Genomic DNA, 17,328 nt, shown 5'->3' with positions numbered 1-17,328 from the left:
GGGCCCTTCCGCGGGATCTCAGGGCCGGGCGAAGACGAGCGCCACGTTGTGGCCGCCGAAGCCGAACGCGTTGTTCAACGCGGCCGGGATCTCCATGTGGCGGGCCTTGTGCGCGGCGACATCCAGGGTGAGGCCTGGCTCCGGGTCGTCGAGGTTGATCGTCGGAGGGACGACACTGTCGCGGATCGCCAGGATGGTGGCGATCGACTCCAGCGCTCCGGCCGCACCGAGCAGGTGACCCGTCATCGACTTCGTCGCGGACAGCACCGGGTGGTCGCCGAGCGCCTTGTGCAGCCCGCTGATCTCCAGCATGTCCCCGACCGGGGTCGAGGTGGCGTGCGCGTTGACGTGCACGATGTCCCGCTTCGCCACGTCCGCGTCCGCAATCGCCTTGGCGATGGCCCGGATGGCGCCCTCACCCTCGGCGTGCGGCTGCACGATGTCGTACGCGTCGGAGGTGATGCCGGCACCGGCGAGGCGCGCGTACACCCGGGCGCCCCGGGCTGCCGCGTGCTCGGCCCGCTCCAGCACCACGATGCCGGCACCCTCGCCGAGGACGAAGCCGTCCCGGCCCCGGTCCCACGGGCGGGAGGCGCGCTCGGGGTCGTCGTTGCGGGTCGACATGGCCCGCATCGAGCTGAAGCCGGCGATCGGCAGCGGGTGGATGACCGCCTCGGTGCCGCCGGCCACCACCACGTCGGCACGACCGGCGCGGATGATGTCCAGCCCGAGGGCGATGGCCTCGGCGCCGGTGGCGCAGGCGCTGGCCACCGAGTGCACGCCGGCCTTGGCGCCCAGCTCCAGCCCGACCCAGGCGGCCGGACCGTTCGGCATCAGCATCGGGATGGTGTGCGGGGAGACCCGCCGTGGCCCGGAGGCCTCCAGGATGTCGTCCTGGGCGAGCAGGGTGGTGGCGCCACCGATGCCGGAGCCGACGCTGACGGCCAGCCGCTCCCCGTCGAGGTCGGAGCCGGCGAGGCCGGCGTCCGCCCAGGCCTGCTGCGCCGCGATGATGGCGATCGCTTCGGAACGGTCCAGTCGGCGCAGCCGGACCCGGTCCAGCACCTCGGACGGCTCCACGGCCAGCTGGGCGGCGATCCGGACCGGCAGTTGCGCGGCCCACTCCTGGGTGAGGGCACTCACCCCGGAGCGGCCGGCGAGCATGGCGTCCCAGGTCGACGCGACGTCCCCGCCAAGCGGGGTCGTCGCGCCGAGCCCGGTGACGACGACGTCGGGACGACTCATGATCAGGACTGCGCCGCGATGTAGCTGACGGCGTCACCGACGGTCTTGAGGTTCTGCACCTCGTTGTCCGGGATCTTGACGCCGAACTTCTCCTCGGCGGCGACAACGACCTCCACCATGGAGAGCGAGTCGACGTCGAGGTCGTCGGTGAAGGACTTCCCCTCGGCCACGTCGTCCGGGTTCACCCCGGCAACCTCTTCGAGGATCTCGGCGAGGCCGGTGGTGATCTCGTCACGGGTCATTACGGTTGGTTCCTTTCATCGGGGTTTCCGGCGGACGGCGTCGCCGACCGCCGCTCCTGGACGCGTACGCGCCGAGGGGGTCATCAGGGGCAGCGGATGACCTGACCGGCGTAGGTCAGGCCACCGCCGAAGCCGAACAGCAGCACCGGTGCGCCCGAGGGCACCTCCCGGCGCTCGACCAGCTTGGACAGGGCCAGCGGCACGCTCGCGGCGGAGGTGTTGCCGGACTCGACGATGTCCTTCGCGATGATCGCGTTGGGGATGTTGAGCCGCTTGGCGATGCCGTCGATGATCCGGGCGTTGGCCTGGTGCGGCACGAACGCGGCCAGCTCCGAAGGGTCGACCCCGGCCCGTTCGCAGGCCTGCAGCGCGAGTGGCGCGATCGCGGTGGTGGCCCAGCGGAAGACCGCCTGCCCCTCCTGCTGGACGTACGGGCGCCAGCCCTCGATGCGGACCGCGTCGCTCTTCTCCGGCGCCGAACCCCAGACCACCGGCCCGATCCCGGCCGGCTCGTCGTCGGCGGTGGCGCTGACCACCGCGGCGCCGGCGCCGTCCGCGAAGATGATGCAGGTGGAGCGGTCGGTCCAGTCGGTGAAGTCGGAGAGCTTCTCGGCGCCGATGACGAGGGCGTTGCGCGACGCGCCGGCCCGGATGGCGTGGTCGACGGTGCCCAACGCGTACGCGAAGCCCGAGCAGGCGGTGTTGACGTCGAACGCGCCCGGCGCGGTGATGCCCAGCTTGGCGGCGACCCGGCAGGCCACGTTGGGGCTGCGGTCGATGGAGGTACAGGTGGCGACGACGACCAGGTCGATGTCGGCGGCGGTCAGGCCCGAGTTGGCCAGCGCCTTGCCGGCGGCGGCGGCAGCCATGTCGGCCACCGTCTCACTGTCGGCGATCCGCCGGCTGACGATGCCGACCCGGTCGCGGATCCACTCGTCGTTGGTGTCGACGAGCTGGGCGATGTCGTCGTTGGTCACCACCCGGGAGGGCTGGTAGTGCCCCATCGAGACGATGCGACTGCCAGTCATGAGCGACCTCCGGTGCGGGCGATCAGGTCCCGTGCGGCCGGCAGGTCGTCCGGGGTGTTCAGGGTGACGATCTCCGGGGCTCCGTCGCCCTTGAGGTCCCGTTTGACCAGCCCGGCGAGGGTGCCGGCCGGTGGTAGCTCGATCACGCCGGTGACACCGAGGTCAGCCAGCGTACGCATGCACAGATCCCAGCGCACCGGTGCGGTCACCTGGCGCACGAGGCGCTGCACCATGTCCGCGCCGGTGTCGACGGTGGTGCCGTCGAGGTTCGACAGCAGGAGGCGGACCGGGTCGGCGGGGGTGATCTCGGCGGCGACCGCGGCGAGCGCGGTCTCGGCCGGGGCCATGTACGGGGTGTGGAACGCTCCGGCCACCTTGAGCCGGATGATCCGGGCCCGGGCGGGCGGCTCGGCGGCGAGCTTGTCGAGCCCGTCCAGCGAGCCGGCGGCGACGATCTGCCCGGCGCCGTTGCGGTTGCCCGGGTAGAGCCCGTGCGCCTCGATCGCGGCGAGCACCTCGTCGGGGTCGCCGCCGAGCACCGCGGCCATGCCGGTCGGCTCCAGCGCGCACGCGGCCGCCATCTCCCGGCCGCGGACGCCAGCGAGGGTGATCGCCGTTTCGGCTGACAGCACGCCGGCCAGGGCGGCAGCGCCCAGCTCGCCGATGCTGTGCCCGGCGGTGAGCGTCACGTCGTCCAGCGGCAGGTGCTCGCCGGCGAGCAACGCCGCGGCGACCAGCAGGGGCTGGGTGCGGGCGGTGTCCTTGATCTCGTCGGCGTCGGCGGTGGTGCCCAGATGCATCAGGTCGACCCCGGCCAACGCCGACCACTCGCGCAGACGCGCCTCGGTGCCGGTCAGGTCGAGCCAGGGGGTCAGGAAGCCGGGTTTCTGGGAACCCTGGCCGGGACTAAGTACGGCGAGCACGCCTATGACTCTCCCGGATACGCGCGGGTAACGCTGTGCCGCCTTCGACCAAACCGCACTAGCGCCTTTGGAGGTTTCCTACAAAGATCGGCGGGGATCATCCTCGTTTTGGGTGGTTTTCCGGGTGGCCGGGGTCATTGTCTGAGTCGGGACAGGCGAGATGAGCGGGGCGACCGGATCCAACCGACCCACTGTCAGCGCGACCTGGAGAGCGAAAGCGTCCCGCGGTGACAGCGGCGAGAAGCCGGTCACCTCGGCGATCCGGCGCAACCGGTAACGCACGGTGTTCGGATGAACGAACAGCGCCCGCGCTGCGCTCTCCAGTGTGCCGCCGGCGGCCAGGAACGCGTCCAGGGTCGCCAGCAGCTCGCCACCGGCGCGTACCAGCGTCGCGTACACGTCGTGCCGCAGCCGCCGACGGGCCTCCGCGTCGCCCGCGAGGGCCCGCTCCGGCAACAGGTCCGCGGCCGGCACCGGCCGGGGGGCGCTGGGCCATGCCGGTGCCGCCCGGAAACCGGACAACGCCGCCCGTGCCGACTCGGTCGCCTCGTCCAGGCTCGGTACGGCCGGACCCACCACGACCGGGCCGTCCCCGAACGCGCTCAACAACTTGGCGGTCGCCGTCAACGGGTCCGGTGCGCCACCCAGCACGATCACCAGCCGGTCGCCGTGCACCCCGCCGATGACCTCCACCCCGATTCGGCGGGCCTGCCGGTAGACCACGTGCAGCACCGCGGACACCTCGCCGCCGGGCGACCGACCGACCGCCACCGCCACCGGCGGCGCGTCCGCCCAGCCGAGCGCGGCGGCCCGACTGGCCAGCACGTCCGGCGAGTCACCCCGCAGCAGCGCGTCGACCAGCAGGGCCTGCAACCGGGCGTCCCACGCGCCGCGCGACTCGGCCGCCCGCGCGTACACCCGGGCGGCGGCGAAGGCGATCTCCCGGGAGAAGCGCAGCACCGCCTCGCGGAGCTGCTGCTCCTCACCCTCGGCGGCCAGGTGCGACACCTGCTCCTCGACAACGTCGATGGTCACCTTGATCAACGCCACGGTCTGCTGGAGGGTGATCGACCGGGCCAGCGCCTGCGGGGCGGCGGCGAAGACCTCGTCCGAGACCTCCTGGGTGCTGTCCGCCGTGCCGCCGCCGTCACGCAGCCACTGCACCAGCGACCGGGCGCCCGCCTGCGCCACCAGCATCACCCAGGAGCGCTGGTCGGCCGGCAGGGTCCGGAACCACGGCAGCGTGTCGTCCATCCGGGCCACGCTGGAGGTGGCCAACGCCCCCGCCGAACGTTCGATCCGGCGCAGCGTGGCCGACAGGTCTCCACCGCCCGGCGTGCTCACCGCCCTAGCCTGACACGTGGTGAGCAGGCCATCCACGTCGGCACCGGTCAGCGGGCCGCCGCAAGGCCGGTTCGGCCGACACCCTTCAGTGAGGTGGTGAGCGGTCGGTCGGGGGCGTGGAGGAAGCACCAGGCGCTGTAGTCCGCCAGCCACTCAGGTTCGTCCGTCGGGTAGTACGCCAACACCTCGAACCGGCCGTCCAGGTCCCGCTCCGGCACCCCGACGTGCTGTGCGATGACCGACAGGCACCCCGCCTCCATGATCTCCTCGGTGACCTCCGCGATCTCCGGACCGGGCCACCAGAGGCCGGCGAACTCGGTGGCGTGCGGCCCCTTGCAGTCGGTGGGCGGCAGGTTGACGAGGGCCTCGGAGGTCTCTTCCGGTTCGGTGAAACAGCTCAACCGCAGCGGCGAATCACCGGTCAGACCGTTGCGCAGGCTGTTCGCCCGCGGGTTCGGCGACCACCGGTCCACGGCATTCATCTCCACCAGGTCACAGCGGTACCACCGCTCACCCGCCTTCCATCGCGTGGCCGACGGGGTCAGCGTCCGCATCGCCAGCCGCGACTCGCGCCACTCGCCGCCCAGGAAACGGGCGGCCTCGCTGTCGCAGGATTCGTACAGCCGCCACAGCCCGTCGCTGTCGGCGGCCGGCGGCTTCGGTGCGGCACCCTCCGCGCCGGAGATCCGGCCGACCAGGAACGTCTCCGCCTCGTGCTTCGAGGAGCAGGGGATCGGGGTGTACGCCTCGGGGCTGCGCTCGTCGGAAGCGGTGGCGTGGCACACGCCCGCCTTGGGGGCGAAGGTCGAGGCTGACTCCTCGGAGGGGCTGCTGTCACAACCACCGACCCCCACGATCAGCGCCGTCAGGATCGTCGTCCCCCACCACCGTCGCACGGTCTCCCCATTTCTCAGCGGCCGGCATCGGCACCGGTGGCGCGCAGCGTACGGCAGACGGGCGGTCTGTGGGTGTCCGAAGTGGACACGCGCGCTCAGGGTTGTGGGGGAGCGGTCAGCCCCAGCTCCTGGGCCAGGATCGCGGCCTGCACCCGGCTACGCAGGCCCAGCTTCGCGAGGATCCGGCTCACATGTGTCTTGGTGGTGCTCTCGGCCAGCACCAGCCGATCGGCGATCTGCTGGTTGGACAGGCCCAGGCCGAGGCAGGCCAGCACGTCCCGCTCGCGCGGGGTGAGGGTGCCCAGCGCGGCCCGGGTGGCCGCGGACGCGCCCGGCGCGGTGGCCGCGAAAGCGGTGATCAACCGGCGGGTCACCGCGGGGGCGATGAAGCCGTCGCCGCGCGCCACCGTACGCACAGCGGTCACCAGGCCGTCGGCGTCGGTGTCCTTCAGCAGGAACCCGGCCGCGCCGGCACGCAACGCGCCGAAGACGTACTCGTCGAGGTCGAAGGTGGTGAGCACCAGCACGTCGGCGAGCCCGTCGGCGACGATGGCCCGGGTCGCGGAGATCCCGTCCCGGCGGGGCATGCGGACGTCCAGCACCGCCACGTCCGGGCGCGACTCCCGACACAACCGCACCGCCTCGTCGCCGTCGGCCGCCTCGCCGACCACCTCGATGCCCGGTGAGCCACCCAGGATCAGGGCCAGCCCCGCCCGTACCGCTGGCTGGTCGTCGGCGAGCACCACCCGTACCGTTGCCGCGCCCGCGTCTCCCGACGGCCCGGTCACCCGCACTCCCCGGTGGGCAGGGCGGCCCGGACCAGCCAGCGACCGTCCTGGGGCCCGGCGGTGAGTCGACCAGCCAGCAGTGTGGTCCGCTCCCGCATCCCGATCAGCCCGGCGCCGGCGCCGGTCAGACCGATCCCGTTCCGGCGCACCGGGTTCTCCACCGTCAGCACCACCTCCGCCGAGCCGTACGCGATCGTCAGATCGGCCTCACCCGTGCCGTGCTTGAGCGCGTTGGTCAGCGACTCCTGCACGATCCGGTACGCGGCCAGGTCCACCGCCACCGGCAGCGGCCCCGGCGTGCCGTCGGTGCGGACGCGCACCGCCAGGCCGGCAGCGCGGATCCGCTCGACCAACCCGTCCGCCTCCGCCAGCCGCGCGCTGACCATCTCCGGCACGGCCGGGTCGTCTCCCACCGGGGCCGGCCCACCGGTGGTCCCCGGCTCGCGCAACACCTCGATCATCTGACGCATCTCCGCGAGCCCCTGCACGCTGCTCTCCCGGATCACCCGCAACGCCGACTCGACCTGGCCGCGGTCCAGCCCGGGTACGGACAGCACGGCGGTGGCGTGGATGGCCACCGCGCTGAGGTGGTTGGCGACGACGTCGTGCAGCTCCCGGGCCATCCGGGCGCGCTCTGCGCTGACCGCCTGCCGGCGGTCCATCTCGACCAGCCGGGCGGTCTGCTCGGCCCGCGCCCGCTCGGCGGCGGCCTGGTCGCGGTACTGCCGCACGCTGATCCCGGTCAGGACCGGCAACAACCCGGCGAGCACCACCAGCACCCCGACGGTGACCCCGCGCCAATGGCCGAGGAGGAGGACGCCGAGGACCGCACCGATCAGGCTGAGCGCGATGGTCACCCGCAGCAACCATCGCCACAGGCGGGGCGGGCCGTACACGCAGGCGTCGTAGAGCACCTGGGTGTAGATCAGGATCGTCCCGAGCGAGTTGCCGAGCGCGGTGTCCACGACCAGCGCCCCGGTGCCTACGGCCAGGCTGGCGCGGGGGGCGACCCGGCGCAGGCCCACGGCCACGCACATCGTCAGCAGCGGCGGCAGGAACAGCACCGACGGCACGCCCGTGTTCGGGCGCACCTGCGGTTGCCACCCCAGGGCGTACAGCACGAGGCCGCCGACGAGCGACGCGCCGGCGAGCGCGACGTCGCGGGCCAGGGTGCCGGAGCCGAGCCACGGTGGCGGACGCATGCCCCGATCCCACCACAGCCGCCGACCCTCGGACACCGTCGGCAGGAGGAGCCCGACGACGCCCACATGCGCCGAAAGGGGTACGCGGACCCCGAGCCGCAGCCGCGATAATGATCATCATGACCGATGTGGAAACCCTGGCCGCGCTGGCTCGCGAGATCGACACCACCTGCCGGCTGACCGGCACGTTCGTGCTCCGCTCCGGGCGGACCGCCGACGAGTACTTCGACAAGTACCGCTTCGAGGCCGACCCTCGTCTGTTGGACCGGGTGGCCTCCCAGTTGGCGCTCCTGGTCCCGACCGACACCGAGGTGCTGGCCGGGTTGGAGATGGGCGGCATTCCGGTGGTGACCGCGCTCGGTCGGCACACCGGGCTGCCCTGCGCCTTCGTCCGCAAGAGCGCCAAGCCGTACGGGACTGCCCGGCTGGCCGAGGGGGCGGAGCTGGTCGGTCGGCGGGTGCTGGTGGTCGAGGACGTGGTCACCTCCGGCGGCCAGGTGGTCATCTCCACCGGGCAACTGCGCGACCTGGGCGCCCGGGTGGAGCACGCCCTCTGCGTCATCGACCGGGCCGAGGGTGGAGCGCAGGCGCTCGCCGGCCACGGCGTGGCGTTGCGAGCGCTCTTCACCCGCGCCGACCTGGAGGCTCACCGCACCCGCTGAGCACCGCGCCGCCCCGGCCGCGCCCCCACGGTGAACGGCACGAAAAGAAGCTGTGAACTGCGTAACCAGCTCCCGCGCTCCCCGTCGTCCGGATGAACCGCCCGGTCTTGACCCCGGGGTACGCGGCGCGCGGCCCGCCGGTCCGGGCCAGTACGGTGACAGGGCACGTCGGGGGGAGCACCCGAGGTTGGGACGAGTGTGAGGAGACCGGGGATGGCGCACGGGGAGGCCGAGCACGGCTGCGCCCAGGGCGAGCCCTGCCGACCGGGGCACCACGACCCGCAGGCGGCTGGCAAGCACCGCCGGCCGGTCGGCGGCGCACCGTCGCACCCGGTGGAGCCGCTCGCCGGCCGGGCCGACGACGATGCCGCCCTGCCGCGCCAGCGCTCCGGGGAGCCCAACATCCTCGCCGAACCCGACTCGGTCGTTCCCGCTGGTTGCCTCAGCGAACTTCCCGGCTGGGCCGGGGCGCATCGGCACGGCCCGGTCCGACCTCGGCCGCGGGCCACCCGACGGCAACGCCCACCGCGCCGCTGGTGCTGACCACCGGGCGGGGGTAGCTCAGCGGGTGCGGCGACGGATCAGCAGGGCGATCCCGGCGAGGCCGACGGTGATCGTGAGCATCACCCCGACGTTGAGCAGCAGCAGGCGTTGCAGGTCGCCGAGCGCCTTGTCAAGGTCCTTCGCGGGGTCGAGCGTGTTCTCCGGGAGCGCCCGTTCGCCGCCGCCCACGCCGCCGCTGACAGTGTCGAACTGCCGCTCCAGCGGGACGCCGGCGGTGCGCAGGGTCTCGGACATGCTGAGCCGACCCAGGAACCAACCGGCGCTGATCTTGCGGCCGTCCGGCTGCTTCGCCGGCCGGTAGACGCGGGGGCCGCCGACCGCCTTGGGATAGAGATCGTAGGTCTGCTTCGGCATCTCGCCGGCGAGCACCACGACCGTGTACTTCGGACCGAGGTCGGCCGGCTTCGGGCCCTTCGGCATGCCGGTGTGGGCCAGGAAGTTGACCTGGTCGATGACCGCGCCCACGTGGGTGGGCTGGGTGTCGGCGCGCAACTGCAACGGCGCGGAGAGGCCCTCGCCGGCGATGTTCACTCCGGCGGGTGGCGGCTTCGGCGCCGCCGAGGCCGGGCCGGCAGTGCCGAGTGACAGCAACGCCGTGGCCAGCGCGCCCGCCAGCACGGTTGCCAACCACCTCATGTGACGGACCATCCCGCCTCCTCGCCCCGTTCGATGGATGGCATCGTTGTGACGTCTGGATCGGTCTGCCGATGCGGCACCGACCAGATGGTCGGGCTCACCCTTACAGACTCCGGAAAACGTCGATGAGTTGCAGCTTGTGGAACAGTATTTGGAACTATCTGCGATCTCTGCTCGACTAATGAGGAGCGGTTAGATCAGCGGGCGGATCGTACCCTTACGGAGGGGTTCATGGGGGGCAGGGTTACACGTATGGCACGGGTCGTGCCAGTGGTGTTCGGCGTGGCGTTCGGTGTGTCGTTCCTGGCGCCGGCAACGCCAGCCGCCGCGCACAACTCGCTGACTGGCAGCGACCCGCGCGACGGTGCCCGGGTGGCGACGGCACCCGCCCAGATCGAGCTGCGGTTCCTGGCCAAGCCGGCACCGGCTACGACGAAGATCACAATAACCGGGCCGGACAATGTGGTCGCTGGCGGCCCGCCGGCCTTCGACGGCAGCCGGGTGCGGGTGCCGTTCAAGCCGGCGGCGGCCGGGCTCTACATCGTCGGTTACCAGCTCGCGTCCTCGGACGGACACCCGGTGAAGGGCGAGGTGCGGTTCACCCTCACGACCGGCACCGCTGCTGACCCGTCCGCCTCGCCGGCGACCGCTGGCGGCTCCGCCCCGACCGCTGGCGGCTCCGCCCCGACCGCCGGTGGCACCGCCCCGACCGCGGCGGCGGGTCCGACCGCCGGCGGGGCGTCGTCGGCGGCCCCGGCCGTCACCGCGACGGCCGGTGCGACCGCGGCGGGCAGCCCGGTGCCGGCCGCGCAGGAGAGCAGCCAGATGCGCGGCTGGCTGTGGACGATCGCGGCGGCCCTGCTGGTGGGCGCGCTCGTCGTCGGGTTGCAGCGATGGCTCCGAGCCCGACGCCGCTGAGCGGCCGGGCACCAGCCCGGTTGGCTGGCGACCGGCGGCGGAGACGGTGCCGGTGCTCGGAGGTCAGACCAGCCGGAGCCGGGCGGCGCGCATCCGGGTCAGGGCGCGCTCACGACCGAGCACCTGCAGCGACTCGAACAGCGGCAGGCCCACGGTGCGGCCGGTGACCGCGACGCGTACCGGCGCCTGTGTCTTGCCGAGCTTGAGGCCACGCTCGGCGCCGACCGCCTCCAGCGTCGACTTCAGCGACTCGGCGTCCCAGGACTCCAGCGCCTCGAACGCCGCGACGGCGTCGTCGAGCAGCTCGGCGGAGCCGTCCTTCATCGTCTTGGTCCATGCGGCCTCGTCGATCAGTGGCGAGGCCAGGAAGAGGAAGTCGACGTTCGGCACGATCTCGCTGAGCACCGTGATCCGGGTCTGGGCCAGCGGGGCGACTGCGGCGAACGCGTCGGCGTCGAACTCCTCGGGCTGCCACGGCGGCGGCGCGATGGTGCCGGTGCCGGTCAGCCACGGCTGGCAGGCGTCGATGAACTCGTCCACCGGCAGCGCGCGAATGTAATCGCCGTTGAACGCGCGGAGCTTCTTCTCGTCGAAGAAGGCGGGGGAGGGGTTGACCTCTTCGAGCCGGAACTCCTCCTCGATGACCGGCCAGGGAACGATCTCCCGGTCGCCCGACGGCGCCCAGCCGAGCAGCATCAGGTAGTTGCGCATGGCGCCGGGGAGGTAGCCCTCCTCGCGGTACGCCTCCAGAGCGACCTTGTCCCGGCGCTTGGAGAGCTTCTGCCGCTTCTCGTTGACCACCACCGGCACGTGGGCCCAGATCGGCGGCTTGACCCCGAGGGCGTCCCAGAGCAGCTGCTGCTTGGGCGTGTTGGGCAGGTGCTCCTCGGCCCGGATCACGTGGGTGATCCCCATGGTCATGTCGTCCACGACGTTGGCCAGCAGGAAGACCGGCGAGCCGTCGCCCCGGGCGATGACGAAGTCCTCGATGAGCTTGTTCTCGAAGGTGGGCTCACCGCGGATCAGGTCGACGACCACTGTCGCGCCCTCGTCCGGCGTACGGAAGCGCAGCGCGTGCCCCGGGCCCGGGCCGAGCCCACGGTCGCGGTGGTAGCCGTCGTAGCCCTGGTACTGCGAGCCGGTGCGGGCCTGCACGTCCTCGCGGGTGCAGTCGCAGTAGTAGGCGCGACCCGACTCGTAGAGCCGGGCGGCGGCGGCCCGGTGCTCGCCGGCGTTCTCCGACTGGAAGTGCGGGCCCTCGTAGCTGCCCCGCGAGATGCCGATCCAGTCCAGCGCGGAGAGGATCCCCTCGGTCCACTCGGGCTTGTTGCGCGCCGCGTCGGTGTCCTCGATACGCAGCACGAACACCCCGCCCTGCTGCTTGGCGTAGATCCAGTTCTGCAGCGCCGAGCGGGCGCCGCCGACGTGGAACATGCCGGTCGGGGAGGGGGCGAAGCGCACACGTACTGTCACGTCCCCCAGCCTACGGCGACGGTCGAGCGCATTCCGCCAGGGGCCTCGACTCAGGGAACCGAGCGGATCTTGACGACCAGCGCGCTGCCGATCAGGGTGACCACAGCGGTGACGGCGTAGAGCGTGGGATAGCCACCCAGGTACACGACGAGCGGGGCGGAGAGCGCCGGGCCGAGCACCTGCGGCGCCGAGTTCGCGATGTTGATGACGCCCAGGTCCTTGGCCCGGTCGGTGGCCCGGGGCAGCACCTGCGTGATCAACGCGGCGTCCACGGCGAGGTAGACGCCGTAGCCGGCGCCGAGCAACAGCGCGGCGACGATCGCCATCGGCCAGACCGGCGCCACCGCCAGCAGCAGCGCCGCCACCGCCATGATCACCCCGGACGCGATGACGTAGATCTTGCGGCGTCCGGAACGGTCCGACAGCCGTCCGGCGACCACAGCGGTCAGCATCATGCCGAGCGTGTAGAGCAGGATCAGCACCAGCAGCCCACCCTCAGGATCGGGGTGGCCCACCCCGTCGGTGAGGAAGTACAGCAGGTAGAGGGTGCCCAGGGCGTTGCCGAGCTGCACCAGGAACCGGGTGATCCAGGCCCAGGCGAAGTCCGGGTGCCGACGCGGGCTGATCCACATCGAGGCCAGCAACGCCCGGGTGCGCACCACGGGCCGGTGCGTACGTGGCAGCGGCTCGTCGGGGGTGAACAGCGCGAACGGCAGCGACAACAGCAGGATGGCCACGGCGATGGCCAGATAGCCGGCGGCGTTGCCGGTGACCACTGCGGTCACCAGCACCGCGCCGAGCACCAGCCCGAGCGCCTGCGGGATGCCCACCCAGCCCGAGACGCCACCGCGCTGGGTCACCGGGACCCGGTCCGGGACGGCGGCGCTGAGGCTGGCCAGCATCGCGTTGAAGCAGACCTGCGCGGCCACCCAGCCGAGCGCGACCCCGAGGATGGTCCGCTGCTGGGCCAACAGCACCAGGGCCGCCGCGCCCAGCAGGGCCCCGCCCGCCGTCCAGACGTGCCGGCGACCGAACTCGCGGCCGGCCACCCGCAGGCAGGTGCGGTCGGAGAGCGCGCCGGCGAGGGGGTTGGCGAGCACCGCGGCCAAGGCGCCGAGGCCGGTGACCACGGCCAGCATGTTCTCCTTGTCGCCGGGTGCGATCTGCTCGATCTGCTGGGGCAGCAGCACCTGGATGGGCGTGAAGAACGCCATCCAGACGCCGAGGTTGGCTGCGAAGATCAACCCGATCCAGCCGCGTCGCACCGGCACGGTCGGCTCGGCGAGCGCCGCCGGCAGCGACGCCGGCGTCGGGTCGAGGGTGGTCACCGCGCCGACCCCGGCCGGGAGGCCGCGATCACGTCCCGCAGCCAGGTGTACGACGACTTCGGCGTACGCCTCTGGGTGGCGTAGTCGACGTGCACCAGGCCGAAGCGCTTGGTGAACCCCTCGGCCCACTCCCAGTTGTCCAGCAGCGACCAGACGAAGTACCCGCGCACGTCGACTCCGTCGTCGATGGCGGCCCGGACCGCGCGCAGGTGCCCGTCGAGGTACGCGATCCGCTCCGGGTCGGCCACCTGCCCGTCGGTGTCCGGCGCGTCGTCGTACGCGCAGCCGCTCTCGGTGATCTCGATGGGTGGCAGCGCGTCGCCGTAGGTGTCGTGCAGCCAGCCGAGCAGCTCGTGCAGCCCGTCGGGGGCCACCGGCCAGTCGAAGGCGGTACGCGGGTAGCCGTCCAGCGGCACCAGGTCGAACGGGAGCGGTGAACCCTCCTCGGCGGCCCGTACGCCGGTGGGGTTGTAGTAGTTGACCCCGAGCACGTCGATCGGCGCGGCGATCGTGTCGAGGTCGCCGGGGTGGATGACGCTCGGGTCGAAGCCGGGCAGCTCCGGGTAGCCGCGACCGAGCAGCGGGTCGGTGAAGAGCCGGTTGTGCAGCGCCTCGTAGGCGGCCCCGGCGGCCCGGTCGGCGTCGCGGTCGCCGAGCACCCGCACGGGCGAGTAGTTGTTGGCGATCGCCACCGGGCTGGTGGTGCGGGCCCGCAGCGCGGCGACCGCGAGCCCGTGCCCGAGCAGTTGGTGGTGGGCGACCGGGAAGGCGTCGAAGAGCATCATCCGACCGGGAGCGTGCACTCCCATGCCGTACCCGAGGCTCATGTGGATGAATGGTTCGTTCAGGGTGATCCAGAGCCGGACCCGGTCGCCGAGTCGGGCGGCGGTCAGGTCGGCGTACTCGGCGAACCGGGCGGCGGTGTCGCGGTGCAGCCAGCCGCCGGCGTCTTCGAGGGGTTGGGGCAGGTCCCAGTGGTAGAGGGTCGCCACGGGGTCGACGCCGGCGGCCAGCAGCTCGTCGACCAGCCGGTCGTAGAAGTCCAGGCCGGCCGGGTTGGCCGGGCCCGTGCCGGTGGGCTGCACCCGGGGCCAGGCGATCGAGAACCGGTACGCGGAAACGCCCAGCCCGGCCAGCAACGCGACGTCCTCGGTGTGCCGGTGGTAGTGGTCGCAGGCCACCTCGCCCGTGCTGCCGTCGCCGATCCGGCCGGGGGAGCGCGCGAACGTGTCCCAGATGGACGGACCACGCCCGTCGACCGCTGTGGCGCCCTCGATCTGATGGGCCGATGTGGAGACACCCCAACGGAAGCCGGTGGGGAACTGGGGCATCGGTGCGGTCGACATGCGCCCTCCCGGTCAACGTGAAACGTGCTCGGGACTTTAGGGCGCTCTCGATGAATGCGCCATAGGCCGGCTTGGCGCAATCCGCAATGGTTGATCGGCGTGTCTTTTTCCGAACGCGTCCAGGTAAGTCCGATTTAACGCATAGAGTGCCGATATCGTGGGATGTCCTCACCGGAGGAAGACGGAAATGATCCTCGTTGAACGCAGTGCGCACGTGGCGGCGCCGATTGAAGTGGTCTGGGATGTTGTCCAGCGGGCCGAGCAGTTGCCGGCCTGGTTGGCGGGTGTCCGCGCGGCCGAAGTGCTCTCGGGAGAGGGCTTCGGCCGGCGACAACTGGTCCAGGCGGGGCGCGGCTCGGCGCATGAGGCCGAGGTGATCGCCTACCAGGAGCCGACGCTGATCGGCTGGCGGGAACGGGCCAAGGGTGCCGGTGCTCGTGCGGAGGCGCGCACCGAGATCTACGTCCAGCTCACCACCGACGAAGAGGAGGGCGGGACCGTCGTGCGGCTCATCGTCGTCCGCTGGCCGGCCGGTCCGGTCAAGGCGGCCCTGCTGCGCCTCGGACTACGTCGGGTCGGCGCCGACCTGGAGGACTCGCTGGCCCGGCTCACCGACCTGGCCGCCGTCGGCTGACGAGCGCACATCCTCCCGGCGTCACCCGCGACGGCGGTGGTCCGGATCCCCGCCAGGGACCCCGGACCGCCGCCGCTTCCGGCTCCAGACCGCCGCTGGGCCCTCCGCTGGGCCGTCCGCTGCGGTCGATCATGGAGTTGTGGTGCCCGGTGCGAGGTGACTTGACAGCTTCGTCCCCCACCACAACTCCATGATCGACCCGAGTGGGGGTGGGTCGTACCGAAGGAAGGGCCCGGCGCTTTTGCGCCGGGCCCTTCCTTGGTCGTGCTGGATCAGCTGTCGCCGCCGGTCTCGCCGACCGGGGCGGCGTTGACGTCGTCGATCGCGTACTTCTTGGCGGCCTCGGCCGGCACGGTGGCCGCCACCGCGCCGCTGCGGGCAAGCTGCCGCAGCGTGGCCACCACGATCGACTCCGCGTCGACGTGGAAGTGCCGACGCAGCGCGTGCCGGGTGTCCGACATGCCGAAGCCGTCGGTGCCGAGCGACGTGTAGTCGCCGGGCACCCAGCGGGCGATCAGATCCGGCACCGCACGCATCCAGTCGCTGACCGCGACCTTCGGCCCGTCCGCGTCAGCCAGCTTCTGCTGGATGTACGGAACCTTCGCCTCGGCGCCCGGGTTGAGGAGGTTGTATTCCTCGGTCTCCACCGCGTCGCGGCGCAGCTCGGTCCAGGAGGTCACCGACCAGACGTCGGCGGCCACCCCCCAGTCCTGGGCGAGCAGCTGCTGGGCCTTGAGCGCCCACTGCATGCCGGTGCCCGAGGCGAGCACGTTGGCCTTCGGGCCGTCGACCTCCGGTGCGGGGGAGTAGCGGTAGATGCCCTTGAGCAGGCCCTCCACGTCCACCCCCGCCGGCTCGGCCGGCTGAAGGATCGGCTCGTTGTAGACCGTCAGGTAGTAGAAGACGTTCTCCTGCGCGTCCCCGTACATCCGGTGCAGGCCGTGCTCCATGATGTGCGCGATCTCGAACGAGAACGCCGGGTCGTACGCGACCACCGCCGGGTTGGTGGCGGCGATCAGCATCGAGTGGCCGTCCTCGTGCTGGAGGCCCTCACCGTTGAGCGTGGTGCGACCGGCGGTGGCGCCGAGCAGGAAGCCCCGGGCCATCTGGTCGGCCGCCGCCCACAGCCCGTCGGCGGTCCGCTGGAACCCGAACATCGAGTAGAAGATGTACATCGGGATCATCGGCTCGTCGTGCGTGGCGTACGCCGAACCGGCCGCGGTGAACGAGGCCACCGAGCCGGCCTCGTTGATCCCCTCGTGCAGGATCTGCCCGGTCGTCGACTCCTTGTACGACAGGAACAGCTCCCGGTCGACCGAGGTGTAGCGCTGGCCGTGCGGCGAGTAGATCTTCGCGGTGGGGAAGATCGAGTCGAGACCGAAGGTGCGGGCCTCGTCCGGGATGATCGGCACCCAGCGCTTGCCGAACTCCTTGTCCTTCATGATGTCCTTGAGCAGGCGGACGAAGGCCATCGTGGTGGCCACCTTCTGCTTGCCCGAGCCGCGCTTGACGTCGGCGAACCGCTCCGGACCGGGGACGGTCAGCCGCTTGGTGCTGGTCCGCCGGGACGGCAGGTAGCCGCCGAGCTGCTCGCGGCGCTCCTTGAGGTACTGAATCTCCTCGGACTTCTCACCCGGGTTGTAGTACGGCGGCAGGTAGGGGTTGTCCTCCAGCGCCTTGTCCGGGATGTCCAGGTAGAGCCGGTCGCGGAAGGTCTTCAGGTCCTCCAGCGTCAGCTTCTTCATCTGGTGGGTCGCGTTGCGGCCCTCGAAGTGCGAGCCGAGCGTCCAGCCCTTGATCGTCTTCGCCAGGATGACGGTGGGCTGACCGGTGTGCTCGGTGGCCGCCTTGTAGGCCGCGTAGAGCTTGCGGTAGTCGTGCCCACCCCGCTTGAGGTTCCAGATCTCGTCGTCGCTGAGCGGGTCGACCATCTTGCGGGTCCGCGCGTCGCGCCCGAAGAAGTGCTCCCGCACGTACGCGCCCGACTCCGCCTTGTAGGTCTGGTAGTCGCCGTCGGTCGTGGTGTTCATGAGGTTGACCAGCGCGCCGTCGGTGTCCGCTGCGAGCAGCGGGTCCCACTCGCGGCCCCAGACGACCTT

The 17,328-nt window shown here is 71.9% G+C and carries 16 protein-coding genes and 1 pseudogene; 4 read left to right on the top strand and 13 right to left on the bottom strand.

Annotation, left to right across the window (positions count from 1 at the left end; all coding sequences use genetic code 11):
* Positions 1-18 precede the first annotated feature (18 nt).
* The 8 genes and pseudogenes from fabF to KBX34_RS28805 form a co-directional block, all read right to left on the bottom strand.
* Positions 19-1,245, bottom strand: a complete 1,227-nt coding sequence (fabF, locus tag KBX34_RS28840; RefSeq protein ID WP_088949571.1) for a beta-ketoacyl-ACP synthase II — start codon at positions 1,243-1,245, stop codon at positions 19-21.
* A 2-nt stretch (positions 1,246-1,247) separates the two neighbouring features.
* Positions 1,248-1,487, bottom strand: coding sequence for an acyl carrier protein (locus KBX34_RS28835; protein WP_030330276.1), 240 nt, complete (start codon positions 1,485-1,487; stop codon positions 1,248-1,250).
* 83 nt (positions 1,488-1,570) lie between these two features.
* Positions 1,571-2,515: a beta-ketoacyl-ACP synthase III gene (locus tag KBX34_RS28830; RefSeq protein WP_088949570.1), complete on the bottom strand. Its 945-nt coding sequence runs from the start codon at positions 2,513-2,515 to the stop codon at positions 1,571-1,573.
* Between the two features lie 5 nt (positions 2,516-2,520).
* Positions 2,521-3,438, bottom strand: a pseudogene (locus KBX34_RS28825) (ACP S-malonyltransferase); the annotation flags it as partial.
* 78 nt (positions 3,439-3,516) lie between these two features.
* Positions 3,517-4,818: a CdaR family transcriptional regulator gene (locus tag KBX34_RS28820; protein ID WP_269458518.1), complete on the bottom strand. Its 1,302-nt coding sequence runs from the start codon at positions 4,816-4,818 to the stop codon at positions 3,517-3,519.
* Between the two features lie 11 nt (positions 4,819-4,829).
* Entirely contained in the window at positions 4,830-5,678 is an 849-nt protein-coding gene (locus KBX34_RS28815) for a septum formation family protein (RefSeq protein ID WP_210928089.1), read from the bottom strand.
* Between the two features lie 95 nt (positions 5,679-5,773).
* Positions 5,774-6,466: a response regulator transcription factor gene (locus tag KBX34_RS28810; protein ID WP_210928087.1), complete on the bottom strand. Its 693-nt coding sequence runs from the start codon at positions 6,464-6,466 to the stop codon at positions 5,774-5,776.
* The gene (locus KBX34_RS28805) at positions 6,463-7,668 is read right to left on the bottom strand and encodes a sensor histidine kinase (RefSeq protein WP_210928085.1); all 1,206 of its coding nucleotides are present in this window, start codon (positions 7,666-7,668) and stop codon (positions 6,463-6,465) included. Before KBX34_RS28805 ends, KBX34_RS28810 begins: the two co-directional genes overlap by 4 nt.
* A 119-nt stretch (positions 7,669-7,787) precedes the next feature.
* Between KBX34_RS28805 and KBX34_RS28800 the strand changes: the two genes are divergently transcribed.
* Both KBX34_RS28800 and KBX34_RS28795 read left to right on the top strand, forming a co-directional pair.
* Positions 7,788-8,330 (top strand): orotate phosphoribosyltransferase, encoded by a 543-nt coding sequence (locus KBX34_RS28800; RefSeq protein WP_210928083.1) that lies wholly within the window; start codon positions 7,788-7,790, stop codon positions 8,328-8,330.
* A gap of 213 nt (positions 8,331-8,543) precedes the next feature.
* Positions 8,544-8,873: a hypothetical protein gene (locus tag KBX34_RS28795; RefSeq protein ID WP_210928081.1), complete on the top strand. Its 330-nt coding sequence runs from the start codon at positions 8,544-8,546 to the stop codon at positions 8,871-8,873.
* An 18-nt stretch (positions 8,874-8,891) separates the two neighbouring features.
* Here KBX34_RS28795 and KBX34_RS28790 read toward each other — a convergent pair whose 3' ends face one another.
* Positions 8,892-9,542: a hypothetical protein gene (locus tag KBX34_RS28790; RefSeq protein WP_210928080.1), complete on the bottom strand. Its 651-nt coding sequence runs from the start codon at positions 9,540-9,542 to the stop codon at positions 8,892-8,894.
* 240 nt (positions 9,543-9,782) lie between these two features.
* Between KBX34_RS28790 and KBX34_RS28785 the strand changes: the two genes are divergently transcribed.
* Positions 9,783-10,448 (top strand): copper resistance CopC family protein, encoded by a 666-nt coding sequence (locus KBX34_RS28785; RefSeq protein ID WP_247672354.1) that lies wholly within the window; start codon positions 9,783-9,785, stop codon positions 10,446-10,448.
* A 63-nt stretch (positions 10,449-10,511) separates the two neighbouring features.
* Here the strand turns inward: KBX34_RS28785 and gltX are convergent, their stop codons facing one another.
* The 3 genes from gltX to KBX34_RS28770 are packed head-to-tail and all read right to left on the bottom strand — an operon-like array spanning position 10,512 to position 14,595.
* On the bottom strand, positions 10,512-11,921 hold the full coding sequence (gene gltX, locus KBX34_RS28780) for a glutamate--tRNA ligase (RefSeq protein WP_307871517.1): 1,410 nt from the start codon (positions 11,919-11,921) through the stop codon (positions 10,512-10,514).
* A 50-nt stretch (positions 11,922-11,971) separates the two neighbouring features.
* A complete protein-coding gene (locus KBX34_RS28775) occupies positions 11,972-13,249 on the bottom strand; it encodes an MFS transporter (protein WP_210928076.1) in 1,278 nt (425 codons plus the stop codon).
* Positions 13,246-14,595 (bottom strand): GH1 family beta-glucosidase, encoded by a 1,350-nt coding sequence (locus tag KBX34_RS28770; protein ID WP_210928074.1) that lies wholly within the window; start codon positions 14,593-14,595, stop codon positions 13,246-13,248. The genes KBX34_RS28775 and KBX34_RS28770 overlap by 4 nt, the downstream gene beginning before the upstream one ends.
* Before the next feature lie 187 nt (positions 14,596-14,782).
* Between KBX34_RS28770 and KBX34_RS28765 the strand changes: the two genes are divergently transcribed.
* Positions 14,783-15,229, top strand: a complete 447-nt coding sequence (locus KBX34_RS28765; RefSeq protein WP_088949558.1) for an SRPBCC domain-containing protein — start codon at positions 14,783-14,785, stop codon at positions 15,227-15,229.
* Between the two features lie 272 nt (positions 15,230-15,501).
* Here KBX34_RS28765 and aceE read toward each other — a convergent pair.
* Positions 15,502-17,328, bottom strand: a 1,827-nt coding sequence (gene aceE / locus KBX34_RS28760) for a pyruvate dehydrogenase (acetyl-transferring), homodimeric type (RefSeq protein ID WP_210928072.1), incomplete at its 5' end; no start/stop codon positions are given.

Source organism: Micromonospora sp. M61, from assembly GCF_018070245.1.
GTDB lineage: Bacteria > Actinomycetota > Actinomycetes > Mycobacteriales > Micromonosporaceae > Micromonospora > Micromonospora zamorensis.
The sequence above is the reverse complement of the archived record's forward strand: the minus strand, read 5'-3'. Positions and strand labels throughout refer to the sequence as shown.